The organism is Anabaena sp. UHCC 0204, from assembly GCF_009711975.1.
Taxonomy (GTDB): domain Bacteria; phylum Cyanobacteriota; class Cyanobacteriia; order Cyanobacteriales; family Nostocaceae; genus Dolichospermum.
The window spans coordinates 18139-37265 of sequence record NZ_VIKW01000007.1 but is presented as its reverse complement, the minus strand read 5'-3'; the positions used below and the strand labels follow the sequence as shown (position 1 = coordinate 37265).

Here is a 19127-nt window from a genome sequence, read left to right as displayed (position 1 = left end):
TATAAAATATTTAAAGCTATTGATTAATTCTAATTAATTGGTTACGAGAAAAATCAGCGGCTTTAGCAATGCGAATTCCTTCGGGTGTAATATGTGCAACTTCCGGAAAGAAGTTTGTCAGGGACTTTTCTGGCGCTCTAGCGACAGCATCAGCGATTCGCAATTGGGTTGGTTCCATTTGCAAGGCCATAATTAAAGATTCACGATTACCCCCCGCACCAGCATGGGCAACTCCTCGCAATCGCCCCCACACGAGAATATCTCCGTCTGCAATTACAATACCACTAGGATTGATATCTCCCAAAATAATTACCGTACCGGGATGACGAATTTCTACACCTGATCTGACTGTCATTTGTAGATAGAGGGCATCTGCTAGTGCGGTGGGGGCAGATTGGATATCAGTAGAGAGGGATGTTTGGAGTTGGATTTGTTCTACAGAATAACCCAGAGTACAAGCAGCGATCGCCGTTTGTCTACGACTGGTAGCTACTGATTTTAGTTGTAGCTGGTATGTATTTAAGGTTTCTGCTAAATCTTGCAGTTGTCTGTTATCTAACAACCGATCTTTAGCTACTAGATGCAGGGCTGTATTTGGTTTACGTAAGCGATCGCCTGCATTGAGACGCTGTTTCATTTGTTGCCAAATATCCCACCAACTGAATTCTGATGGCGGTATTTGAGATTCTGTAGGTAGAATTAATAAAAGTCGTCCCTCCTCAGTTTTTAACTGAACTTGAATATTATGATCTCCCGTCTGCTGTTGTAATTCTAAATCAGCATTTGGTAAATCAGATAAAACAGAACTAGATTCCCCATCCTGAGAAACATTAGATTCTGCATTTTCAGCATTAGAATTATCTTTTAAATAGGCAAGCACAGATTTTAACTCTGCATTCGGGATAACAGAACTAGATTCTACTTTATGATCAGTAAGATCCGCATTTATCTCGCTAGAGTTAGAATTATTTACCTCTTGATCAAACTGATGAGAAATTGACTCTGACGGAGAAAATTCTGAGTTGATCTGATCAGGTTTCCCCGAATCAGCAGAATCTGTATTTATCTCGCCAGAATTAGAATTATTTACCTCTTGATCAACCTGATTCTCATCAGGTTTAGCAGCATCAGAATTCATGCAACACTAGCCAAAATATACTAACATTGAGATTTTAAATTGATAATTATCAATTATCAGTTGTTAATTCACATATCAATCTTTGATAAATTGTCCCCAAAGCATCAGCATTACCGACATTACCGGGAAACAACACTACAGGTAAGTTAGGAAAAAGAGGATGATCAGATGGTGTAATTACCATTGAACAACCGGCTAAAATTTGGCCAAGTAACCGAGCGGAAGTTAAACTCAGTCCCGTACTCAAGACATCATTAGAAGTAATACCCCCCTTACTAATGAGAAAGCCTATATCAGATGGTAAACCTTGCACAATATCCATGAGTAAAGCCGAAACTTTTGCTCCAAAATCTAACCTGGTTTTGACATCTTTAAAAGACAATTCCTGACGGCTAGTATAAACTACTGGTGTTTTTCCAGAGTTATGTACTACTTGGATCTTTTCAAGGATCTCAGCCAGCAGTTTAGCAGATTCATTTATACCATGATCAAGTAATCTGCCAACATTAACTTCTATCCCTACTGTTCCCTCAACTTGTAATAATGATTCTAACTGTTGAGTTGTCTTTTTGACATGAGAACCCACAATTACCGCACCAGGTTTACCACCGCGCACGTATTTTGCCATATTTTCAGCAGCAATGGGTTGAGGTGGTAAGGCAGCCAAAGCTGTTAAAATACTAGCAGCAGAACGGAATAAAAAGCGTTTTCCTTGGCTTGCGGCTGTTAAAATATCAACAGCGAAGGTATTAAGATCATCTTGATTTTCTCCATCTACAACACCACACTGATTGTCATGAAGTTGCAATAAGCGTTCTAAACTACCAGCACGGATATCTGCAAGCAAAAATCTGGTAACACTATCTTCTTTAATTCGTTTTTGGGTTTTTTCTTCTACATATTTGGGAAGATAGCTGTAATTGTAGCTGAAGACAGAATCACGGGCAAATTCTGTTTCATGGACTGGAGTAGGAACACCATCAATAATTAGATAATGAATACTATCGCAGGTAATTCTTCCCCCCTCAAAAAATGCAGGTACAAGAAAATGAGCATCAAATGGACCGAGTTCTTCGGCAATGACATCAGTTTCGATGGGATAATGTCCACGTAAGGTGGAGTCAGAACGACTAACTACGAGAAAATCGTCAATTTTTTCGGCTGCTAATGCTAGTTTAAGATTGTGACAAACTTCTCTAGTCACAGATGCGGCTGCTTCTGGAGTTAGGGAACGAGTATTAGTTAAAATAAAGAAAATAGGAGCATCATCTTTTAATCCTAAACGTAATGTTTCCACATCCCAGCGCATCAATAGTAAACAACTATGAACGGTTTGTGAACCAGTAGGATCATCATCGAGGACAATTATTTTGGGTTTGTTATTCATAAATATGTCAATTTTGGTAACTATTCAACATCTAAAATCTGTTCAATAATAATATAGTGTCAGGGCAAATTTTGGAAAAATAATTTTAACCTATTTTTCACTTACTTGTTATGCTGGGCTATTATAGCAATTCTATTTGATTTGTGTATCTTTTACAAGAGTCAAATATTTTGTTGTATGACTAAGAGAATGTTTGAAAAATCCAAGAATCTAGAAGTCATTCACCACCCTCCGCAAACAGACAACAATTTATACCTATCCTCCAACTTTATAGGAAACTGCACAAAAAAATAATCCTCCGTATTTATCTGCGTTTATCTGCGTTTATCTGCGGTCAATTATTCTTAAAATCTTACTTCTATACAACTTTATTTAAATTTGATACAAGCATATTTACAAAAAAGGGAACAGGGAACAGATAAGAAACTTTAGTTGGTGAGTTTAAAGCTCAGTCAAAAAAACAGTGTCATTATTTCAATCTCATGTTTAAAAACATAAGTTTTTCCTGTTCCCTCTGAATATAAATAAATAGTTAATCATAGTTTAGAAATAAATGAATTTTCATTCTCTACAGTATTGGGATATTTTTTGAGAATGGAAGTAATTTTTTGTTTCTGATCATCATTTACAAATAAGTTATAGCTTTCAACAAATTTAAAACTTCCTACTAAATAATTAGCACCTAATTTTATTCTAGAAATAATGTATTCCTCTGTTATATCACTATGATTAATCAGCCATCCTTTTTGATGAGATAAGTAAAGTAAAGTTGGATCACCACCTGTAGTAGAAATTATTAATGAACGTGGTTCTGTATTTTGTTTAACTAACTGAGCTAATTTGATAACTTCTGATTTATCTGTGCTTTCTTTAAACATATAATCTACAGAATATATGATAGAACCTGTTGTTATACATAAACATAGAGAAGTTACCAAAATTTTTGATATATTAAGACGCTGATGATCACTATTTAGGTATTTGCTAAAAACCTTCCCGATAAAGACAACACCAGGAAGCATCATTGGTAGTTGATAATATTCATGCACTAAGCTAGTAGTAGGAACTAAAACCCAAGTTAATATTACTGACAATAACCAAACATCAAATAAATACTCTTCTTGGCTTTTTCTTGGTATAAATAACCCTGCTATAAAGATGGGAAACATGAAAATAGCAAAGTGTCTGATAGCCGTTCTCGATATTATTTCTAACCAAAAATTAAAAGTGAATATGATATTATATTGATATCTGTTTGTTGAACCGCCCCAAAATCCAAAAGTATTACCATATTCTAAATATATTTGATGAGCATGATAATACCATAGAGCTAATGTGAAAATAATAAATAAGCTATAAAACCAAAGAGATATTTGGCTGAAAATCTTCAGATGAAATTTGTTTACAGCTAAATAAACCAACGGTATGCCAATATATATTATTGGTAAAACTTTAATAAGACAAGCTAGAGAGACAAAAATTGCTGATATGAATAAAAAATATAATTTTTCTGATTCTAACCAATTAGTAAAATAATATACTCCTATAATCGAACACGTTAAAAGCATGGATTCTGGTTGAAAAGTTCGACTATAATATACAGTTAATGGTAAAATAGCAAATAATAAGCATGACCAAAAAGCGGTTTTATGATCAAGATATTTGCTAATAAGTTTATATAAGAAAAATATTGTTAATAATGAAAAAAGAATAGATGTCAATCTACCAAATAATTCATGTACACCAAAAAATTTATAGAATATAGCTACAATAAATGAATAAATTGGAAATTCTGTTTCACAATAACCAAGGGAATTACCACCCCAATCAATTTGTGGATAAAATAAATTAAATCCATTTTCATAAAAATTCCTAGCCATTGCTGCTGTATCTGCTTGTCGCCAGGAATGAATGCCTATAATTGGTGAATTAATATTGTACAATCGGACAGATATAGATAAGGTTATTAAAAATAATATAGGTGACTTTTGAATTTGTTTTTGAATCTTATCAATTAGCATAAATTCTCATAACTCGGATGATTTAGCAACAATTAATTAAAATATCATAAAAAGGGGCATCACCATCCTGATTAGTTAATGGAAAGGGAAAGAAAAAAACTTTCCCTAAACAATACTTTTGTCGCTACAAATCAAGGCTTTTTTCAATTTGGCGTATTGTTCAAACCAACTTAACTAGTAAAGCATGACATAAATCAACCAACCATTAAAAATTGGACAAAAGCTTGTGTGATCTGCTTTATTTTCTAGACTACAACCTTTTCTAAAATCAATTTAGAACGCTTCATTTGTTCAGGAATAGCGACGGGATAATCACCAGTAAAACAAGCCGAACAGAAACTATTAGTATCTTCTCTGGTTGTTTCTAACATTCCTTCCCAACTCAAATAAGCTAAACTATCAACTTGTAATTGTTTGGCTATTTCTTCGACTGACTTCGTAGCAGCAATTAATTGATCTTGGGTATCAGTATCAATACCATAGAAACAAGGATGAGTGACAGGAGGAGAAGAAATTCTCATGTGGACTTCGGCTACACCAGCATCACGCAAAGCTTGAACTAGTTTACGGCTAGTAGTTCCCCGAACAATCGAATCATCAATAATTACTACCCGCTTACCGTATAATACATCTTTGAGGGGGTTAAGTTTCATGCGGATACCTGACTCACGCATGGCTTGAGTAGGCTGAATAAAAGTGCGGCCAACATAGCGATTTTTAATCAATCCCTCACCATAAGCTATCCCAGAAGCTTGGGAAAAGCCAATAGCCGCAGGGATACCAGAATCAGGAACACCAAAGACTAAATCAGCTTCTACGGGGGATTCAGCCGCTATTCTCCGTCCTAACCGCATTCGATAACTGTATAAAGTTTCGTCGTGCATGAGGCTATCCGGACGGGCAAAATAGATCATTTCAAAGATACAAAGTTTGCGTTCTGGCTGTTGATGCCATTGAAATGATTCTAAGCCGCTTTCAGTGATCCAAACTAATTCTCCTGGTTGAACATCACGCAGATATTCAGCACCGATAATATCTAAACCGCAAGTTTCAGAAGCGAGAACGTAACGGACAGGATCACTATCTAATGTGCCAATTACTAAGGGACGGATACCGTTAGGATCACGAACTCCCATGATACCTTCTGGTGTGCCAATAACTAGGCTAAATGCGCCTTCGCAACGGTGAAAGGCATTAATTGCCCCTGTTAACCAATCTGCACCAGTGTTGACTTCCTGAGCGATCGCATAAGCAATCATTTCTGAGTCGGTTGTCGTTACTAGGTTAAACTGATCTTTTAACTCTTCTCGCAATTTTACTGTATTGACTAAATTACCATTATGTGCTAGGGCTAATAAACCTAAGCGAGTTTCCACAACCGCTGGTTGGGCGTTAACTCTACGACTAGAACCGGTAGTGGAATAGCGAGTATGTCCAACTGCCAGATTTCCAGGTAACTCATCTAAAATGGTTTCATTGAATACTTGCGATACCAAGCCCATATCTTTGTGCTGGTGAACGTGCGAACCCTCAAAGGTAGCAATACCAGCAGATTCTTGACCTCGATGCTGAAGAGCATACAATCCAAAGTAAGTCAATTTAGCAACGTCTTGTTCTGGGGCGTAAATGCCAAAAACACCACAAGCTTCTTCTGGCTTGTCAGGATGGTGTTCATCCAAGGTAACGGAATTAAGGGGAATCATGCTGGTTTTGCTCCTGGTGGGGTGTCGAGTCAGTGGGAACTGGGAACTGAAAACTGGGAAGGGGAGCAGGGGAGCAGGGGAGCAGGGGAGCAGGGGAGCAGGGGAGCAGGGGAGTAGGGGAGCAGGGGAGCAAGGGAGCAGGGGAGTAGGGGAGCAGGGGAGAAAAACACTTAATCTTACCTGTTACCTGTTACCTGTTACCTGTTACCTGTTACCTGTTACCTGTTACCTGTTACCTGTCACCTGTCACCTGTCACCTGTCACCTTCTTCTTAACAAATCTTTAACCATCCATTAAAACAGTACCGTAAATTGGTCAAGGATGAAGTATGAATTGTAAATTTTCATGTTCAAACCTTGATTTTTGATGTTGATTAGGTATTGGTGTAGATAGCAAGACGTTTAGAGATGGCTTGAGAATAGCGATCGCTCATATCTTCGAGACTAACCTGGAGTAACTGATGTTTATCTGCGGTTAAAATCTCCAAATTCCCTGAATTAGCAACTGTTCCCAGTTTTTGCCAATTCTCTGTGAGATGTTCCTTTAAATAGGATTCCCATTTTTCTTGGTTTTCTCCACTTACAGAAACTAAAATTCTCGCCCCACCTTCACCAAATAGCACTTCATCAAATCGTGAATCATGATTTGCACTTATTGGGAAATTAATTTCCGCCCCTAAATTTCCAGAAAGACAAGATTCCGCTATAGCTACAGCCACACCACCCTCAGCCGAATCATGGGCAGAATTTACCCAACCAGCGCGAATACCATGACGACAAGCTTTTTGTACCAGACGTTCTAAATCAAAATCAATTCTAGGGGGTTTACCTGCGATCGTATTATGAATAGCTGCCAAATATTCAGAAGCACCCAATTCGATTTTTGATTGAATTGATAAACCCAGAAGATAAATTATATCACCTGCATTTTGCCAACCTTGTCCGCAAATTTTCGTTAAATCAGGAATCAACCCCACCATACCCACAACCGGAGTCGGGTAAATTGGTTGAGGATTACCTTCCGCGTCGAAAGTTTCATTGTAAAGAGAGACATTCCCCCCAGTTACCGGCGTACCCAACTCACGACAACCTTCACTCAAACCCCGACAAGCCCACGATAATTGCCAATAACCAATGGGTTTTTCTGGACTACCAAAATTGAGGTTATCTGTCACAGCGATGGGTTCAGCGCCCACACAGCTAAGATTCCGGGCAGCTTCCGCCACCACTGCCTTAGCCCCTTCATAGGGATCAAGATAGACATAACGAGAATTACAATCTACTGTAGCCGCAACGCCCGATTTGAGATTTTCGATTTTGGATGTCAGATTGGGGGTTGCTTCCAAAGGACGTAACCGCACCACAGCAGCATCAGCACCACCCGGTAACAATACCGTATTATTCTGAACTTGATGGTCATATTGACGATAAACCCAGCTTTTAGAAGCAATGCTAGGAGTATCTAGCAAAGTCAATAAAATATCATTCCAACTTTGCAGACTTCCCTCAATTTCAATTCCCTCAACATTGCAAACAGGTAAATTATCACTTGTCCATTGCCAAGCTTTTTGTGCATATTCGGGGGCTTCTGTCAATAATTCTCTTTCATACAAAGGCGTATTTTCCGCCAAAGCATCAGCGGGAATTTCAGCGGCAATTTTCCCCTCAAACCAAATTCTAACAATAGGTTCTTCAATTACCGTACCCGCAACCACAGCTTGCAGTCCCCAACGGTGGAAAATATCAATTAATTCCTGTTCCCGTCCTTTTTCGGACACAAACAACATTCGTTCTTGAGATTCCGAAAGCAGGTATTCATAAGGAATCATTCCCGATTCCCGCACCGGAATTTTATCTAAATCGAAATCAATCCCCACACCACCTTTAGCAGCCATTTCCGAAGTTGAACAGGTGATACCCGCAGCGCCCATATCCTGTGCCGCAACTACAGCCCCGGTTTTGAATGCCTCCAAACAAGCTTCAATTAAGGACTTTTCTAAAAATGGATCTCCTACTTGCACCGCAGGACGGTTATCCATTGATTCCTCAGTTAATTCCGCACTGGCAAAACTTGCGCCGCCCATGCCATCCCGTCCGGTGGTTGAACCTACATACAGCACGGGATTTCCTAAGCCGGAAGCCCCTGATTTGACAATTTCCGACGTTTCCATCAATCCCAATGCCATGACGTTGACAAGGGGATTTCCAGAGTAGGCGGGGTCAAAATACACTTCACCCCCAACTGTGGGGACCCCAACGCAGTTACCATAATGGGAAATACCAGATACTACACCAGCAAACAATCTTTGAGTTTTCGGATCATTCAAATCTCCAAACCGCAAGGAGTTTAATAAGGCTATGGGACGCGCCCCCATTGTGAAGATATCTCTTAATATCCCACCTACTCCGGTTGCAGCACCTTGGAAGGGTTCAACGGCGGAAGGGTGGTTATGGGATTCTATTTTAAACGCTAATTGTAGTCCGTCGCCGATATCCACAACTCCGGCATTTTCACCGGGTCCAACAAGTATGCGGGGTCCCGTGGTGGGAAACTGTTTGAGTAAAGGGCGGGAATTTTTATAACAGCAATGTTCTGACCACATCACCCCAAACATACCTAGTTCGGCTTTGTTGGGATGACGGCCTAAGCGGCGGACGATTTCGGTATATTCTTCTGGTTTTATGCCTTCTGAGGCTATTTCTTGGGGAGAAAAGGGATTTTCACCAAATGTGGTCATGGAAGTTATGCACCAAGAGGACAGAGAAATATTCTATCTGAGATTCCCGACTTCTTTTTTTTAATCTTGTCAATAAATTATGAATTGATGTCAGAAGTCGGGGATCTTAGAGATATCAAAGAGATTAAGACTCCCGACTTTTTTTAAATTTTGTCACATTTTTTGGCTAGATTGTTATTTATGCCATGTTGTTCTCAGGTTTTTCTGATTCAAGAGACTGAAAATTCACATCTTCATAAAGTTCTGTCATTGTCCCTGCAAAATTAATATTTTTCAATTGAAATGATGCTTTTTCTCCCACATAAGACTGTAAAATCCAAAGTCCATCATCATTGCGCCTAAAACATTCAACTCTTGGTTTTTTCGTATTAATTAAAACATATTCTTGCAAAGTTTCCAACATTTGATAATCAGCAAATTTATCACCTCTATCAAATCCTTCGGTAGAATTAGATAAAACTTCAATTATTAAACAAGGAAATCTTTTATAACCTGGAGTTTCTTGATCTCTTTCATCACAAGTTACCATCACATCAGGATAGTAAAATCTATTTAAAGATTCTATTCTCGCTTTCATGTCAGCAATGTACACCCGACAACCAGAACCCCGGACGTGATTACGAAGTAACGAGAATATATTACCAGCTATAGTAACATGAGAATCAAGTGCGCCAGCCATTGCATAAATATATCCATCAATATATTCATGTTTAACTGTGCTTTTCTCTTCCATTGCTAAATATTCTTCTGGTGTGATGTAAATATTAGGAGAAGCAATCATATTTCATATCCTCAAGATTTTAGTGGTTGCTGTTTTAACTTCTGTCATAATCTCTCCAATATTTTATAGATTTACTACTTAAATTAAAACTTCAACTTCCTGAGCGATACTTGTAGGTTGGGGAATTGGTAAACCTGACTCTATTAAACCTTCTATATGAAATTCTATGGACTCTACAATTAGTTGTTGAACTTCTGCTAATGTTTCAGCTACAGCTATACAACCGGGTAAATCGGGAACATAAGCACCATAACTGGTATTTCCTTTTTCAATTACTACTGTATAACGCATTATTCTTTCTCCAATTGTGCTTGCCTCCAAATACTTTTTATTGTACCAATGGGTACATTAATATTAGGTTTACCGGAAACTGTAACTGTACCAAGTTTATCAGGATATTTAAACTGTCGGTGACTTCCTCTAGTTCTGGCTAAATACTAACCATCAGCTTCTAGTCGCTGAATCACTATTCTTACTTTCATATTAACATCTATCTGTAATCAATAGTTTGATTTATTGTATAATTAATTATGTTACTTGCTGATAAAATATGCAAGATACCCTAACCATTACTATTACCCCAGAACTGAAAGCAGCACTTTTAGAAATTACCCAAACTGAAGGTATATCTGCTGATAGTTTAGTCGGTAAAGCTATTGAGGACTACATCTTTACCCACAAATTCCGTGCATTGCGTTCTTATTTGATGCAAAAGAATGAAACAGTTTACACAGATGAGGAAATTTCTGAGATAATTTCATAAAGCTAGTTATAGATACTGCTGTTTTATGAGATTGAAAGAGATTTTAGATATAATTATTGATGTTAATTAATTGTTTGCTTATGCCATCTAAAGATATATTTCATGAATCTGTACGTAATGCTTTAGAAAAAGATGGTTGGAACATTACCCATGATCCACTGTATATTAAAGTTGATGATATCGAATTTTTTGTAGACTTAGGAGCAGAAAGACTATTAGCAGCGCAAAAACAAGGTCAACAAATAGCTGTAGAAGTAAAATCTTTTGTAGGTGCATCTGAAGTAACTGAATTTCATCTTGCTTTAGGTCAAACTCTCAATTATCGGTTAGCATTAAAAAAAGAACAACCTGAACGGATTTTATATTTAGCCATTAGCGAAGACACATATCGAGATTTTTTCTCTCGTCAATTTATCCAAGACTCTTTAAAAGAATATCAAATTAAGGTTTTAATTTTTGATTCTTTAACCCAGGAGATTGTTTTATGGAAAGAATAAATTACTCGCAAATTATTCAAGATATTTTAAGCAATCATTCTACCAATGATATCGCCAATGGTACAGAAATTCAACTACTTTTTGATACGCAACGTCATCATTATCAAGTATTAAATATTGGTTGGAAGCAACAAATCAGAACCTATGGAGTGATTATTCATGTTGATATTAAAGATGATAAAATCTGGATACAAAGAGATGGTACAGAAATTGGTATTGCTAATGAATTAATCGCTGCTGGTGTACCTAAAGAAGATATTGTTTTAGGATTTCATGCTCCTTATAAGCGGCAATTTACAGGTTTTGCGGTGGGATAATAACTGTATTAAAATCTTCATCTCTATTTTACTCCTCATCATCATGCAAATTAGAAATATAAGGTGGAAGTTTCCCAAAACTAATTCTTTCTACATATTTAATGGCGCGATGTTCTTCCAATGATGTTTGAATCAGGGTATTTATTAACAACCGAAATTTATTAACATCTGCTTGAGATGGTGATTTTAATTGTGCAGCTAATAAACTGGAAATTTGCAAAATTAATTTAATATTAGGTAAATTAGTGTCCGTTTGTTCAATGATTTCATATTTTTTATTAACACAATATTCATTACCTACATGAGAATAATCAGCCAGTGTTTTTAATAATTCTGGTTTCCAATTGATAATTACTTGTTTTATTCCTGGAATTTTATTTAATAAAACAGCAATGATTTTTGGTAAGTTAGGAATGAAATCACCGATATTTCTAAATCTATATATGGGAGTATCCAGAATTAATTCTATTGTGCTAACTGGTGGTGCGCCAAATGTATAAGTTTCTAATGTATAAGGTGCAACAGGTTTTAATTCGCTTTCACTAATTCGTTTAGTAATTAATGTAGCCGCAGCACCGCCTAAACTATGTCCGGTTACAAAAATATTTTTGTTGGCGTTTTCTTCTCTTTGGATAAAGTCTTGTAATTGTTGCCAAAAACTCTTAACATAAAGATTAAAACCGGAGTGAATTGCTTCTGAATTGGGGAATGCTAGTAAGTTAAAGAAGTAATCATCTAATCTTTCTGTACCTCTAATAGCAATGACAATATCATTTTCTGTGGATAGGAGTAAACCACAACAAACTAATTCATCGGTATCACTTAAAGGACGTGGTGCTGAGATAAATTCTATGGTTTGATATGGTGGGAAAAATGATGAAGTACCTGTTTTTAGGATATCGCTAACTATATCATTTCCTTGTTTATAGGCGACGTAAGCGAGTTGAGAAATACAAGCCATTTCTAGGGTGCGTTGTCTGTCGGTTGATGTTTTCATGTTGGTTAATTTTTGGGGTGGGTTTGATTGTGTAATTACAGGGTTGTAGATTTATTGATTATAGTTTGTAATTCTTTCTGCACTTGTTCAAGTTCTTGGCGTTTTTGCTTAATAAATGCTTTTTCAATTTCCCGTTGTTCTAGGTTTTCTTGATGAGCTTTTTCTTGTTGTTCTATCAAGTTTTCATATAATGAAATTGCTTCTGCAATTACTCGACTAGAACCTTCAATTCTGCTATTAAAAACTGTATTAATAATTTCGTCTAGCTTCTCTGAAATTTTCTCTACTGATTCTTCAAACTTTTCAAAGCCTATGTCATAAACTTTCTGCTTTATTTGGGTACTGAGTCCATCAAAATCTAGTAATCCAAAACCAAAAGAACTAGCAATTGTAGCTGCTATTGCTGCTACAACAATTGCAATAAATCCTAGTCCTGTAAATGCTATTAATCCCACAGCTAACGCACCACCTACTCCAACTCCACCTCCAATTCCACCTAAACCCATAAAATCATCACTTATCCCTCCAATAGATAACTTCATTTGCTGACTAAAATTAGTTTGAATTTGTTGGTCTAAACGTTGAAAATCAGCTTGAATCGCGTCTAATTCATAAGCGATATTAGAATCTAAATATTCTATACCTTCTTTGATAATAATATCTCTTAGTATTTTAGTACCCCATTCATCTATTTCTTGTGATAAGTCTGCAATAAATTGATTCGTATAATCTCTAATTAGTTTATCTTGGCTAAGAACTGGGTTATGTTCAGAAACCCAATATGCACTTTTTTCTGCAATTCTATCACCTAATTCTGCACGCCATTCGTCATAAGATTCACTAGCTTTTTCATAAACTTCATCTATTACGCTAGATACTAATACACGGATTCTGACATCTCTCGCACTTGCTTCTCCTATTTTTTCTAATATTTCTAGTTTTTGAGCTTCGGAAATTTCAATTTTACCTTCTAAAGTTTGTTCAGATTGAGATAGACTATTTAAGGATTTGTTAATTACTCTATTTATTTGTTCAACAGATTGGTGAATTTTTACTTTTCCACTTTCAAGAGTTAGAAATCTCTCAAGAGACTGAGTAAAATTTTGAAAAGATTGTAAATACTCATCTTCAATTCCCTGTAACATTGCATCTAATGCAGCTTGAGCAGAAATAAAATGAACACGATTTTCACCTATAACTATAGGATTTTGACCACTTACAAACCTTTCAATTCTCTGTTTTACTTGTTCACGACCTTTTTCTGTTCGCACTAAATCCATAAAATTACCTACTACAAAAAGATTATTAGCAGGTTCATTTTCTTTACCATAATTTAGTTTGGTTCTCAAGTCTTGAAGTAGTTCACGTTCTCCCTGAGTTAAAGAACGAGATACATTAGTTAAGAAAATAGCAGCATCAGTATTTTGAAGAATTTTATGAGTAATTAAAGTTCTGTCAGGATGTTCATTTAATCCTGGTGAATCTATAATTTCTACACCACTACTACATAAATTTAAATCAGGATGTTCAAAAATAATTTCTTCAATTTCAGAATGCGCTAGTTCATCACCAAGACATTCAATTGCTGCTTCTTCAGAAATAGTTGCTTTCAGGTGATAATCTTCTAAAGAAATTTCTTCTTCTTGACCATTTTTATAACGACAGATTACTCGCTTATTACTACCATGTTTGAGAATAGTAATTGTACCACTACAAGGAATTTCTCTTGCTGGTTGAATTTCTTCACCTAATAAAGCATTTAATAACGTTGATTTACCTTGACTAAATTCACCAATAACAGCTAACCTAAATCGCTGATTTTTAATTTTATTATATACTTCTGTAATATCATCTATCAAAGTAGAAGGTAAGAAACTATGATCTTTACATTCGTGAATTATTTGGGAGACTAAGTTACAATAATTATCTAATTCCTGACGATAGACTTGGAACTTTTTCAACTCATCATAAGATAAAGTTGTATGCTTTTGAGTAGTTTTAATTTCTGGTTTAGCAGGTAAAATTGCCAACATATCACTTGCAGCTTTTACAAAGACTGTATCAAGTTCTTGAAACCGAGAAGAATCTAGTAAAAAATGTAGTTCATTTAAAGCATTTGCTTCAATATTTCCTTCTTGAGTAAATGCAATTTCAAAAATTGATAAATGTTGTGATTTAACACCCAGATTTTTAGCAACTATTTCTAAATATTGCTTTTCCCGTAAATCAATTTCACCATCTGCCGCTGACATTTCATAACCAAAACCAATTAATAATATTTTTTCTGATTCTGAAAGTGGAGATGTTAACTTTAACAAATCCTGAATTTTTTTATAAGTTTGATTTTCTTTAACTCCTTTAATCATCAAGTTTGTTAATTTCTGTATATCACTATTTGATTGACTAAATCGAGATAAAATTTTCTGTAAACGTTGTTTTTCTTCTTCTGAAACTGTCCCATCTACAAGCATTACTCCTAGTAGTAGCGTCACTAAACTAGCTAAAAATAATACCTGTGGTGTGATATCCCGTTGGCTCAGTTTTTGTCCTGTGATGCGTGATAATAAATCAACAGTCTCAGAAGTAACTCGTGAAGTATCCATAAAAATCCCCAGTGGATAGAGTGTGTAAAAATTATTATTCCCTAATTTAATCAAATTTAACCCATTTACCGCACAATCACGGTTCTTAGTATTGAAATTTATCAGTTAAGCTATAAAAGTACATATTGATTCAATAAACTCTACAAAGATATGATGTATCAATTTCCATCTCTCATTCAAGCTGGTATTGAAGCTGGTAAATATATCCCCGTCTTTAGTAATGGAGTACCCTTAAGCATTGCTAGAGATGCTATTACAGGTCAGTTTGTGTCTCATGCTATTGGTGCTACAGTCAGCAATATTCCCTTATCACCACTGGTAGCTGCTCCTAATTTTCTCATGACTGGGTTGCAGATGTATCAAAATCAGCAAAACTTTACAGCAGTCATGGGTAGCTTACAAACAATCCAAAACAGCTTAGGAGTATTACAAGCAACAACCGCCCTCATCGGTGTAGGAACAATTGCAGGTGTAGCATTAACAGCAGTGAACTTACACCAAACCCTGAAATTGAGGAAAGAAGTTGAGCAAATGCGGTTAGAGGTCAAAAATGGCTTTATTGACTTGAAACAAGCCTTAAAAGACCAAGGAGCAGAAATTAGACAACTAATTGAACAGGTAGCCCAAGATATCAAATTTGAACAACATCGCACGGTTTTAATTAGGGCTTATGGTTTATTTGTGCAAGCTATAAACCGTTTACGTTCAGCCATGCAATTACAAGATATTAGCCGCAGAAATGCAGAAATTGACGCTGTTAAAGGAATGTTATTTGAAGCGTTAGCAGATTATACTAATCCGTATTTATTAGAAGATACTTGTGCGCCTGGACAACTGCGCCGTTTAGAATGTTCTTGGGCTATTGAACAAGCAATTATTACAACTTATCAAGTACAAAATGAAGTTTCCGCAGTGAGCGATCGCCTGAACCAATTACAAACTAAAATATGTGAAGATGCCCATACTGTAATTAATCAATGTGAATCCCACGATGAACTTGATTTTCTCTTTCCTGAACTTACCCGTATTCATAATCATGATTTAGTAATCATCGAATCATGGCAAAATCATGTAAATTGGGTAAAATCCCTTCCTCCAGCAGAATTAAAACTTTTAAATAGTGCTGATTTTAATAATTCAGAAACTACCCAAACTATAACTAATTCAGAAATACCACCAGAACAAATCAGCTACGAAAACATAGCCGAAAAATCTCATTTTTATTCATTACGTGATCAATTATTATTTATGTTTGCGCCAGAATTACGCCGGGAATATGAAAATTATGTCAGTCAACAAGCTGCAATTTCTGGATATAGAACATTAGTTACATCTAATTTACAACAAGCATCAGATTTAACTGTTGCTAATCTTTTTCACTATTTTAATATTAGAGATGAATCACAGGAAGAAGTAGAAGAACAATCAAAGGTTGAAAACTTAGCACCTCAACCAATGATTACTGCTAATAATAGTAATACCACTGAAAAAATATTTAGAAAGTTGAAAATAATTATTGCCGAACAATTAGATGTTAATGACAACAAAATTAACTTGAATACAAACTTTATTCAAGATTTAGGGGCGGATTCTCTTGATGCTGTTGAATTAGTTATGGCTATAGAAGAAGAGTTTGATATTGAAATACCTGATCAAGTTGCTGAAAGAATTACGACAGTTAAACAGGCTCTAAATTATATCATTGAAAAAGCTACTTTTTAATGATTTTTCACACTAACTAAGGTAGAATGTAACAGAGGAAAGCAATGATGAAAACCCAAAATGAAATTATCAAACAAGGTTATAATGCCTTAATTAACTCTCTAGAGTTTTTGTAGATTGGGTTAAGCAAAGCGCAACCCAACAAAAGTTAGTAAATGTTGGGTTTCCTAGCGTCAAACCAACCTACCTAATTTAATGTTTTTAGCTTAACCGACAAGTATTGGATCAATAATCAACTTTTGAAAATGTTGAAAAAAGTGATCAGTCAAACTAATCACTTTCCATTTATTCTAATTACTCTGAAGGATTTTGATCAACAGATTTTTCCGCAACCTTCCTCACTGCTTCAATATCAACAGCTAAATTTGCGGCTATTTGTTCCACAGTCAAACCTAACTGTAATAACAGCGGTACTGTTTCCAACTTACCTTCTAACTTACCTTCTAACTTACCTTCTAACTTACCTTCTAACTTACCTTCTAATTTACCTTCTACTTTTGCTTCCTCCGCAACTTCTCGAAAATATCGTGTTTGCTTTAATTCATCTAGAGTAAACATTGCTTCAATCTCCTGACGAGTTAAATTACTTAATTTATAAACTAAGATCGTCTCTAACAATTCTAGAACTTTTTGCCTTTTACTAGCATCAGTTAATTGTTGTCGAGATTTTTGGATTAACTGTTTGGTATGATCGATCGCAGTTTCCTGTTTTTCCACAACTAGCTGTACCATTCCTAGTCCTATTGAATTATCGGTTGTAACCTCTAACTCATCCAAATAAATAAATGTGACTTGCTGACTCATTAGCAAACCCCGATACTGCATTGGTACACCAGGATCTAAACTACGTTTAGCGAAAATCGCTACTGCGTGAAAATCATTCTTGGGTTGATATTGATTGAGATAAACAAAGATTTCGGTAAAAAACCGCCAATAAAAATCCGCTTTCGGCTGAAATTGAACTTCTACAAAGTAAATTGGCTGTTCAGGTATCTCCGAATCAGGTACAAATAAACCATCAAAGCGAAATGCTAGTTCTTTGATTTCTACAGAAGTAAATTGATATCCTTCTGCTTCTGTGGCTGGTTTGCCAAGTAACTCAAAAAGTATACTAGGTAATGTCTGAAACAGTTGATAAAATATAGTATCAGTTTTCACAAGATTGATCTTCTTTTACATTGATTAAAAGATATTCATATTAGTATTTTCTATATTATTGATGAACCATTAAATGTAAAAATACGTATAACCCAATTCCTCTCTAGTTTTAAAATTAGCAGGGTTTTGTCAAGTTGTTGACAATACGTATGAATATAATATTATACACATTATTTATCTCTCCTAGATTAAAAACCCAACTTTGAGTTCAGTTGCGATTCTGGAGTGACGTAAATCACATTTATGTATGACTTAGATCCTCTCATAAATATTGCCATGTTGGCATAATTAAAAGCAACTGAACTCTAGCCGAGTCATTAATAGGGAACACACTAATTGCCGACAGCTTACCATAAGTTTGTCGGTTTTTTGTCATAAGACCTTGCGGTAAGTGGGAAACTCAGTCACTTTAGTGCTGAGAGGAAAACGACACGAGCAGTTCGACAAGCTCACTGACCACGGTTTTAACCGCCTTAAATATTTCTTCATTTGTACTAAGTATAACACTAACTTATCAATTAACTATTGATTAATAAAGTCTTAACCAAGATCAAAATATCCCCACAACTGGTTAATAACCTGACAAATATTTTGCCATAGTCACTACCAACTGTGGGGAAGTGATTGCTAACAAGTGCTAAGATGTTGAATTAGACTTAGCACAGGCGTTTGCTTAGGACATCGCTTGAATGATGTAATCAAAGTAAGGTGCGGCTTCCATAGCGTCTTCTGAATTCAATAAATCCAAGGATGCTTGTTTGAGAGAAGCAATAGCTTCTACCATTCCTGGAACAGGAACACCTAGAGAGTTATACATTTCCCTTACACCAATCAAACCAATTTTTTCAATGGGTTCTTTGTCACCTGCAAGTACACCGTAGGTAATTAGGCGTAAATACCAGCCAAAGTCCCGAATACACAAAGCCCGCTGTTTTTCACCGTAAGCATTACCACCAGGGGCGATAAAGTCAGGGCGTTTTTGCCAAAGTTTTTTGGTGGCTTCTTGAACAATCTTTTTCTCGTTTTCGGAGAGGGTAGCAGCGATTCTAGTGCGCTGTACTCCTGTTTCTAAAAAGGCTTTGATGTTTTTGAGTTCGCCACTGCTAGGGTAACGCAGTTCGTCGTCAGCTTGGAGAATAACTTGGCTAATTACAGTCATGATTATCTAAATGACCTGAAATATTTATTATTTGCTAGTTTAGCGACTTAGAGGTACAGAAGTGAAGTGTGTGGGAAGATAGATATAAATGAATTCACAATTCAACATTAGGGAACTTCCGCTTCCCTGTTCCCATTCCCTAAA

15 protein-coding genes and 2 pseudogenes are annotated in these 19127 nt (G+C 36.0%); 5 read left to right on the top strand and 12 right to left on the bottom strand.

What is annotated here, in order from left to right:
* Positions 1–16 precede the first annotated feature (16 nt).
* From minC to FJR04_RS26610, 8 genes and pseudogenes are all read right to left on the bottom strand, one after another.
* Positions 17–1138, bottom strand: coding sequence for a septum site-determining protein MinC (gene minC / locus FJR04_RS07700; RefSeq protein WP_168493306.1), 1122 nt, complete (start codon positions 1136–1138; stop codon positions 17–19).
* A gap of 49 nt (positions 1139–1187) precedes the next feature.
* Positions 1188–2525, bottom strand: a complete 1338-nt coding sequence (locus FJR04_RS07695; RefSeq protein WP_168493304.1) for a four-carbon acid sugar kinase family protein — start codon at positions 2523–2525, stop codon at positions 1188–1190.
* Between the two features lie 536 nt (positions 2526–3061).
* Entirely contained in the window at positions 3062–4546 is a 1485-nt protein-coding gene (locus FJR04_RS07690) for a glycosyltransferase family 39 protein (RefSeq protein WP_168493302.1), read from the bottom strand.
* 245 nt (positions 4547–4791) lie between these two features.
* Complete coding sequence (gene purF, locus FJR04_RS07685; protein WP_168493300.1) at positions 4792–6249, bottom strand: amidophosphoribosyltransferase; 1458 nt, start codon at positions 6247–6249, stop codon at positions 4792–4794.
* 373 nt (positions 6250–6622) lie between these two features.
* A complete protein-coding gene (gene purL / locus FJR04_RS07680) occupies positions 6623–8986 on the bottom strand; it encodes a phosphoribosylformylglycinamidine synthase subunit PurL (protein ID WP_168493298.1) in 2364 nt (787 codons plus the stop codon).
* Positions 8987–9164: 178 nt separating this feature from the next.
* The gene (locus FJR04_RS07675) at positions 9165–9767 is read right to left on the bottom strand and encodes a Uma2 family endonuclease (RefSeq protein ID WP_168493296.1); all 603 of its coding nucleotides are present in this window, start codon (positions 9765–9767) and stop codon (positions 9165–9167) included.
* Positions 9768–9845: 78 nt separating this feature from the next.
* Positions 9846–10058 (bottom strand): type II toxin-antitoxin system HicB family antitoxin, encoded by a 213-nt coding sequence (locus FJR04_RS07670; protein ID WP_168493294.1) that lies wholly within the window; start codon positions 10056–10058, stop codon positions 9846–9848.
* Positions 10058–10141: pseudogene (locus FJR04_RS26610) on the bottom strand (addiction module toxin, HicA family); the annotation flags it as partial. The pseudogene FJR04_RS26610 and the gene FJR04_RS07670, both read right to left, overlap by 1 nt.
* 176 nt (positions 10142–10317) lie before the next feature.
* Here FJR04_RS26610 and FJR04_RS07660 point away from each other — a divergent pair.
* From FJR04_RS07660 to FJR04_RS07650, 3 genes are all read left to right on the top strand, one after another.
* Positions 10318–10530, top strand: a complete 213-nt coding sequence (locus tag FJR04_RS07660; RefSeq protein ID WP_168493292.1) for a hypothetical protein — start codon at positions 10318–10320, stop codon at positions 10528–10530.
* An 80-nt stretch (positions 10531–10610) separates the two neighbouring features.
* Positions 10611–11027 (top strand): XisH family protein, encoded by a 417-nt coding sequence (locus FJR04_RS07655; RefSeq protein ID WP_168493290.1) that lies wholly within the window; start codon positions 10611–10613, stop codon positions 11025–11027.
* Positions 11015–11344 (top strand): XisI protein, encoded by a 330-nt coding sequence (locus FJR04_RS07650; RefSeq protein ID WP_168493288.1) that lies wholly within the window; start codon positions 11015–11017, stop codon positions 11342–11344. Before FJR04_RS07655 ends, FJR04_RS07650 begins: the two co-directional genes overlap by 13 nt.
* Positions 11345–11372: 28 nt before the next feature.
* On the opposite strand, the gene FJR04_RS07645 is transcribed toward FJR04_RS07650, so the two are convergent.
* Positions 11373–12341, bottom strand: coding sequence for a lipase family protein (locus tag FJR04_RS07645; RefSeq protein ID WP_168493286.1), 969 nt, complete (start codon positions 12339–12341; stop codon positions 11373–11375).
* Positions 12342–12376: 35 nt separating this feature from the next.
* Positions 12377–14944, bottom strand: a complete 2568-nt coding sequence (locus FJR04_RS07640) for a dynamin family protein (RefSeq protein ID WP_168493284.1) — start codon at positions 14942–14944, stop codon at positions 12377–12379.
* A 150-nt stretch (positions 14945–15094) separates the two neighbouring features.
* Between FJR04_RS07640 and FJR04_RS07635 the strand changes: the two are divergent.
* Together FJR04_RS07635 and acpP are read left to right on the top strand one after the other, a co-directional pair.
* Positions 15095–16360 (top strand): annotated as a pseudogene (locus FJR04_RS07635) (hypothetical protein); the annotation flags it as partial.
* Between the two features lie 39 nt (positions 16361–16399).
* Positions 16400–16666: an acyl carrier protein gene (gene acpP, locus FJR04_RS07630; RefSeq protein ID WP_168493514.1), complete on the top strand. Its 267-nt coding sequence runs from the start codon at positions 16400–16402 to the stop codon at positions 16664–16666.
* 294 nt (positions 16667–16960) lie between these two features.
* Here the strand turns inward: acpP and FJR04_RS07625 are convergent, their stop codons facing one another.
* Both FJR04_RS07625 and FJR04_RS07620 read right to left on the bottom strand, forming a co-directional pair.
* Positions 16961–17824: an Rpn family recombination-promoting nuclease/putative transposase gene (locus FJR04_RS07625; protein ID WP_168493282.1), complete on the bottom strand. Its 864-nt coding sequence runs from the start codon at positions 17822–17824 to the stop codon at positions 16961–16963.
* 673 nt (positions 17825–18497) lie between these two features.
* A complete protein-coding gene (locus FJR04_RS07620; RefSeq protein WP_168493281.1) occupies positions 18498–18983 on the bottom strand; it encodes an allophycocyanin subunit alpha-B in 486 nt (161 codons plus the stop codon).
* Between the last annotated feature and the right edge of the window lie 144 nt (positions 18984–19127).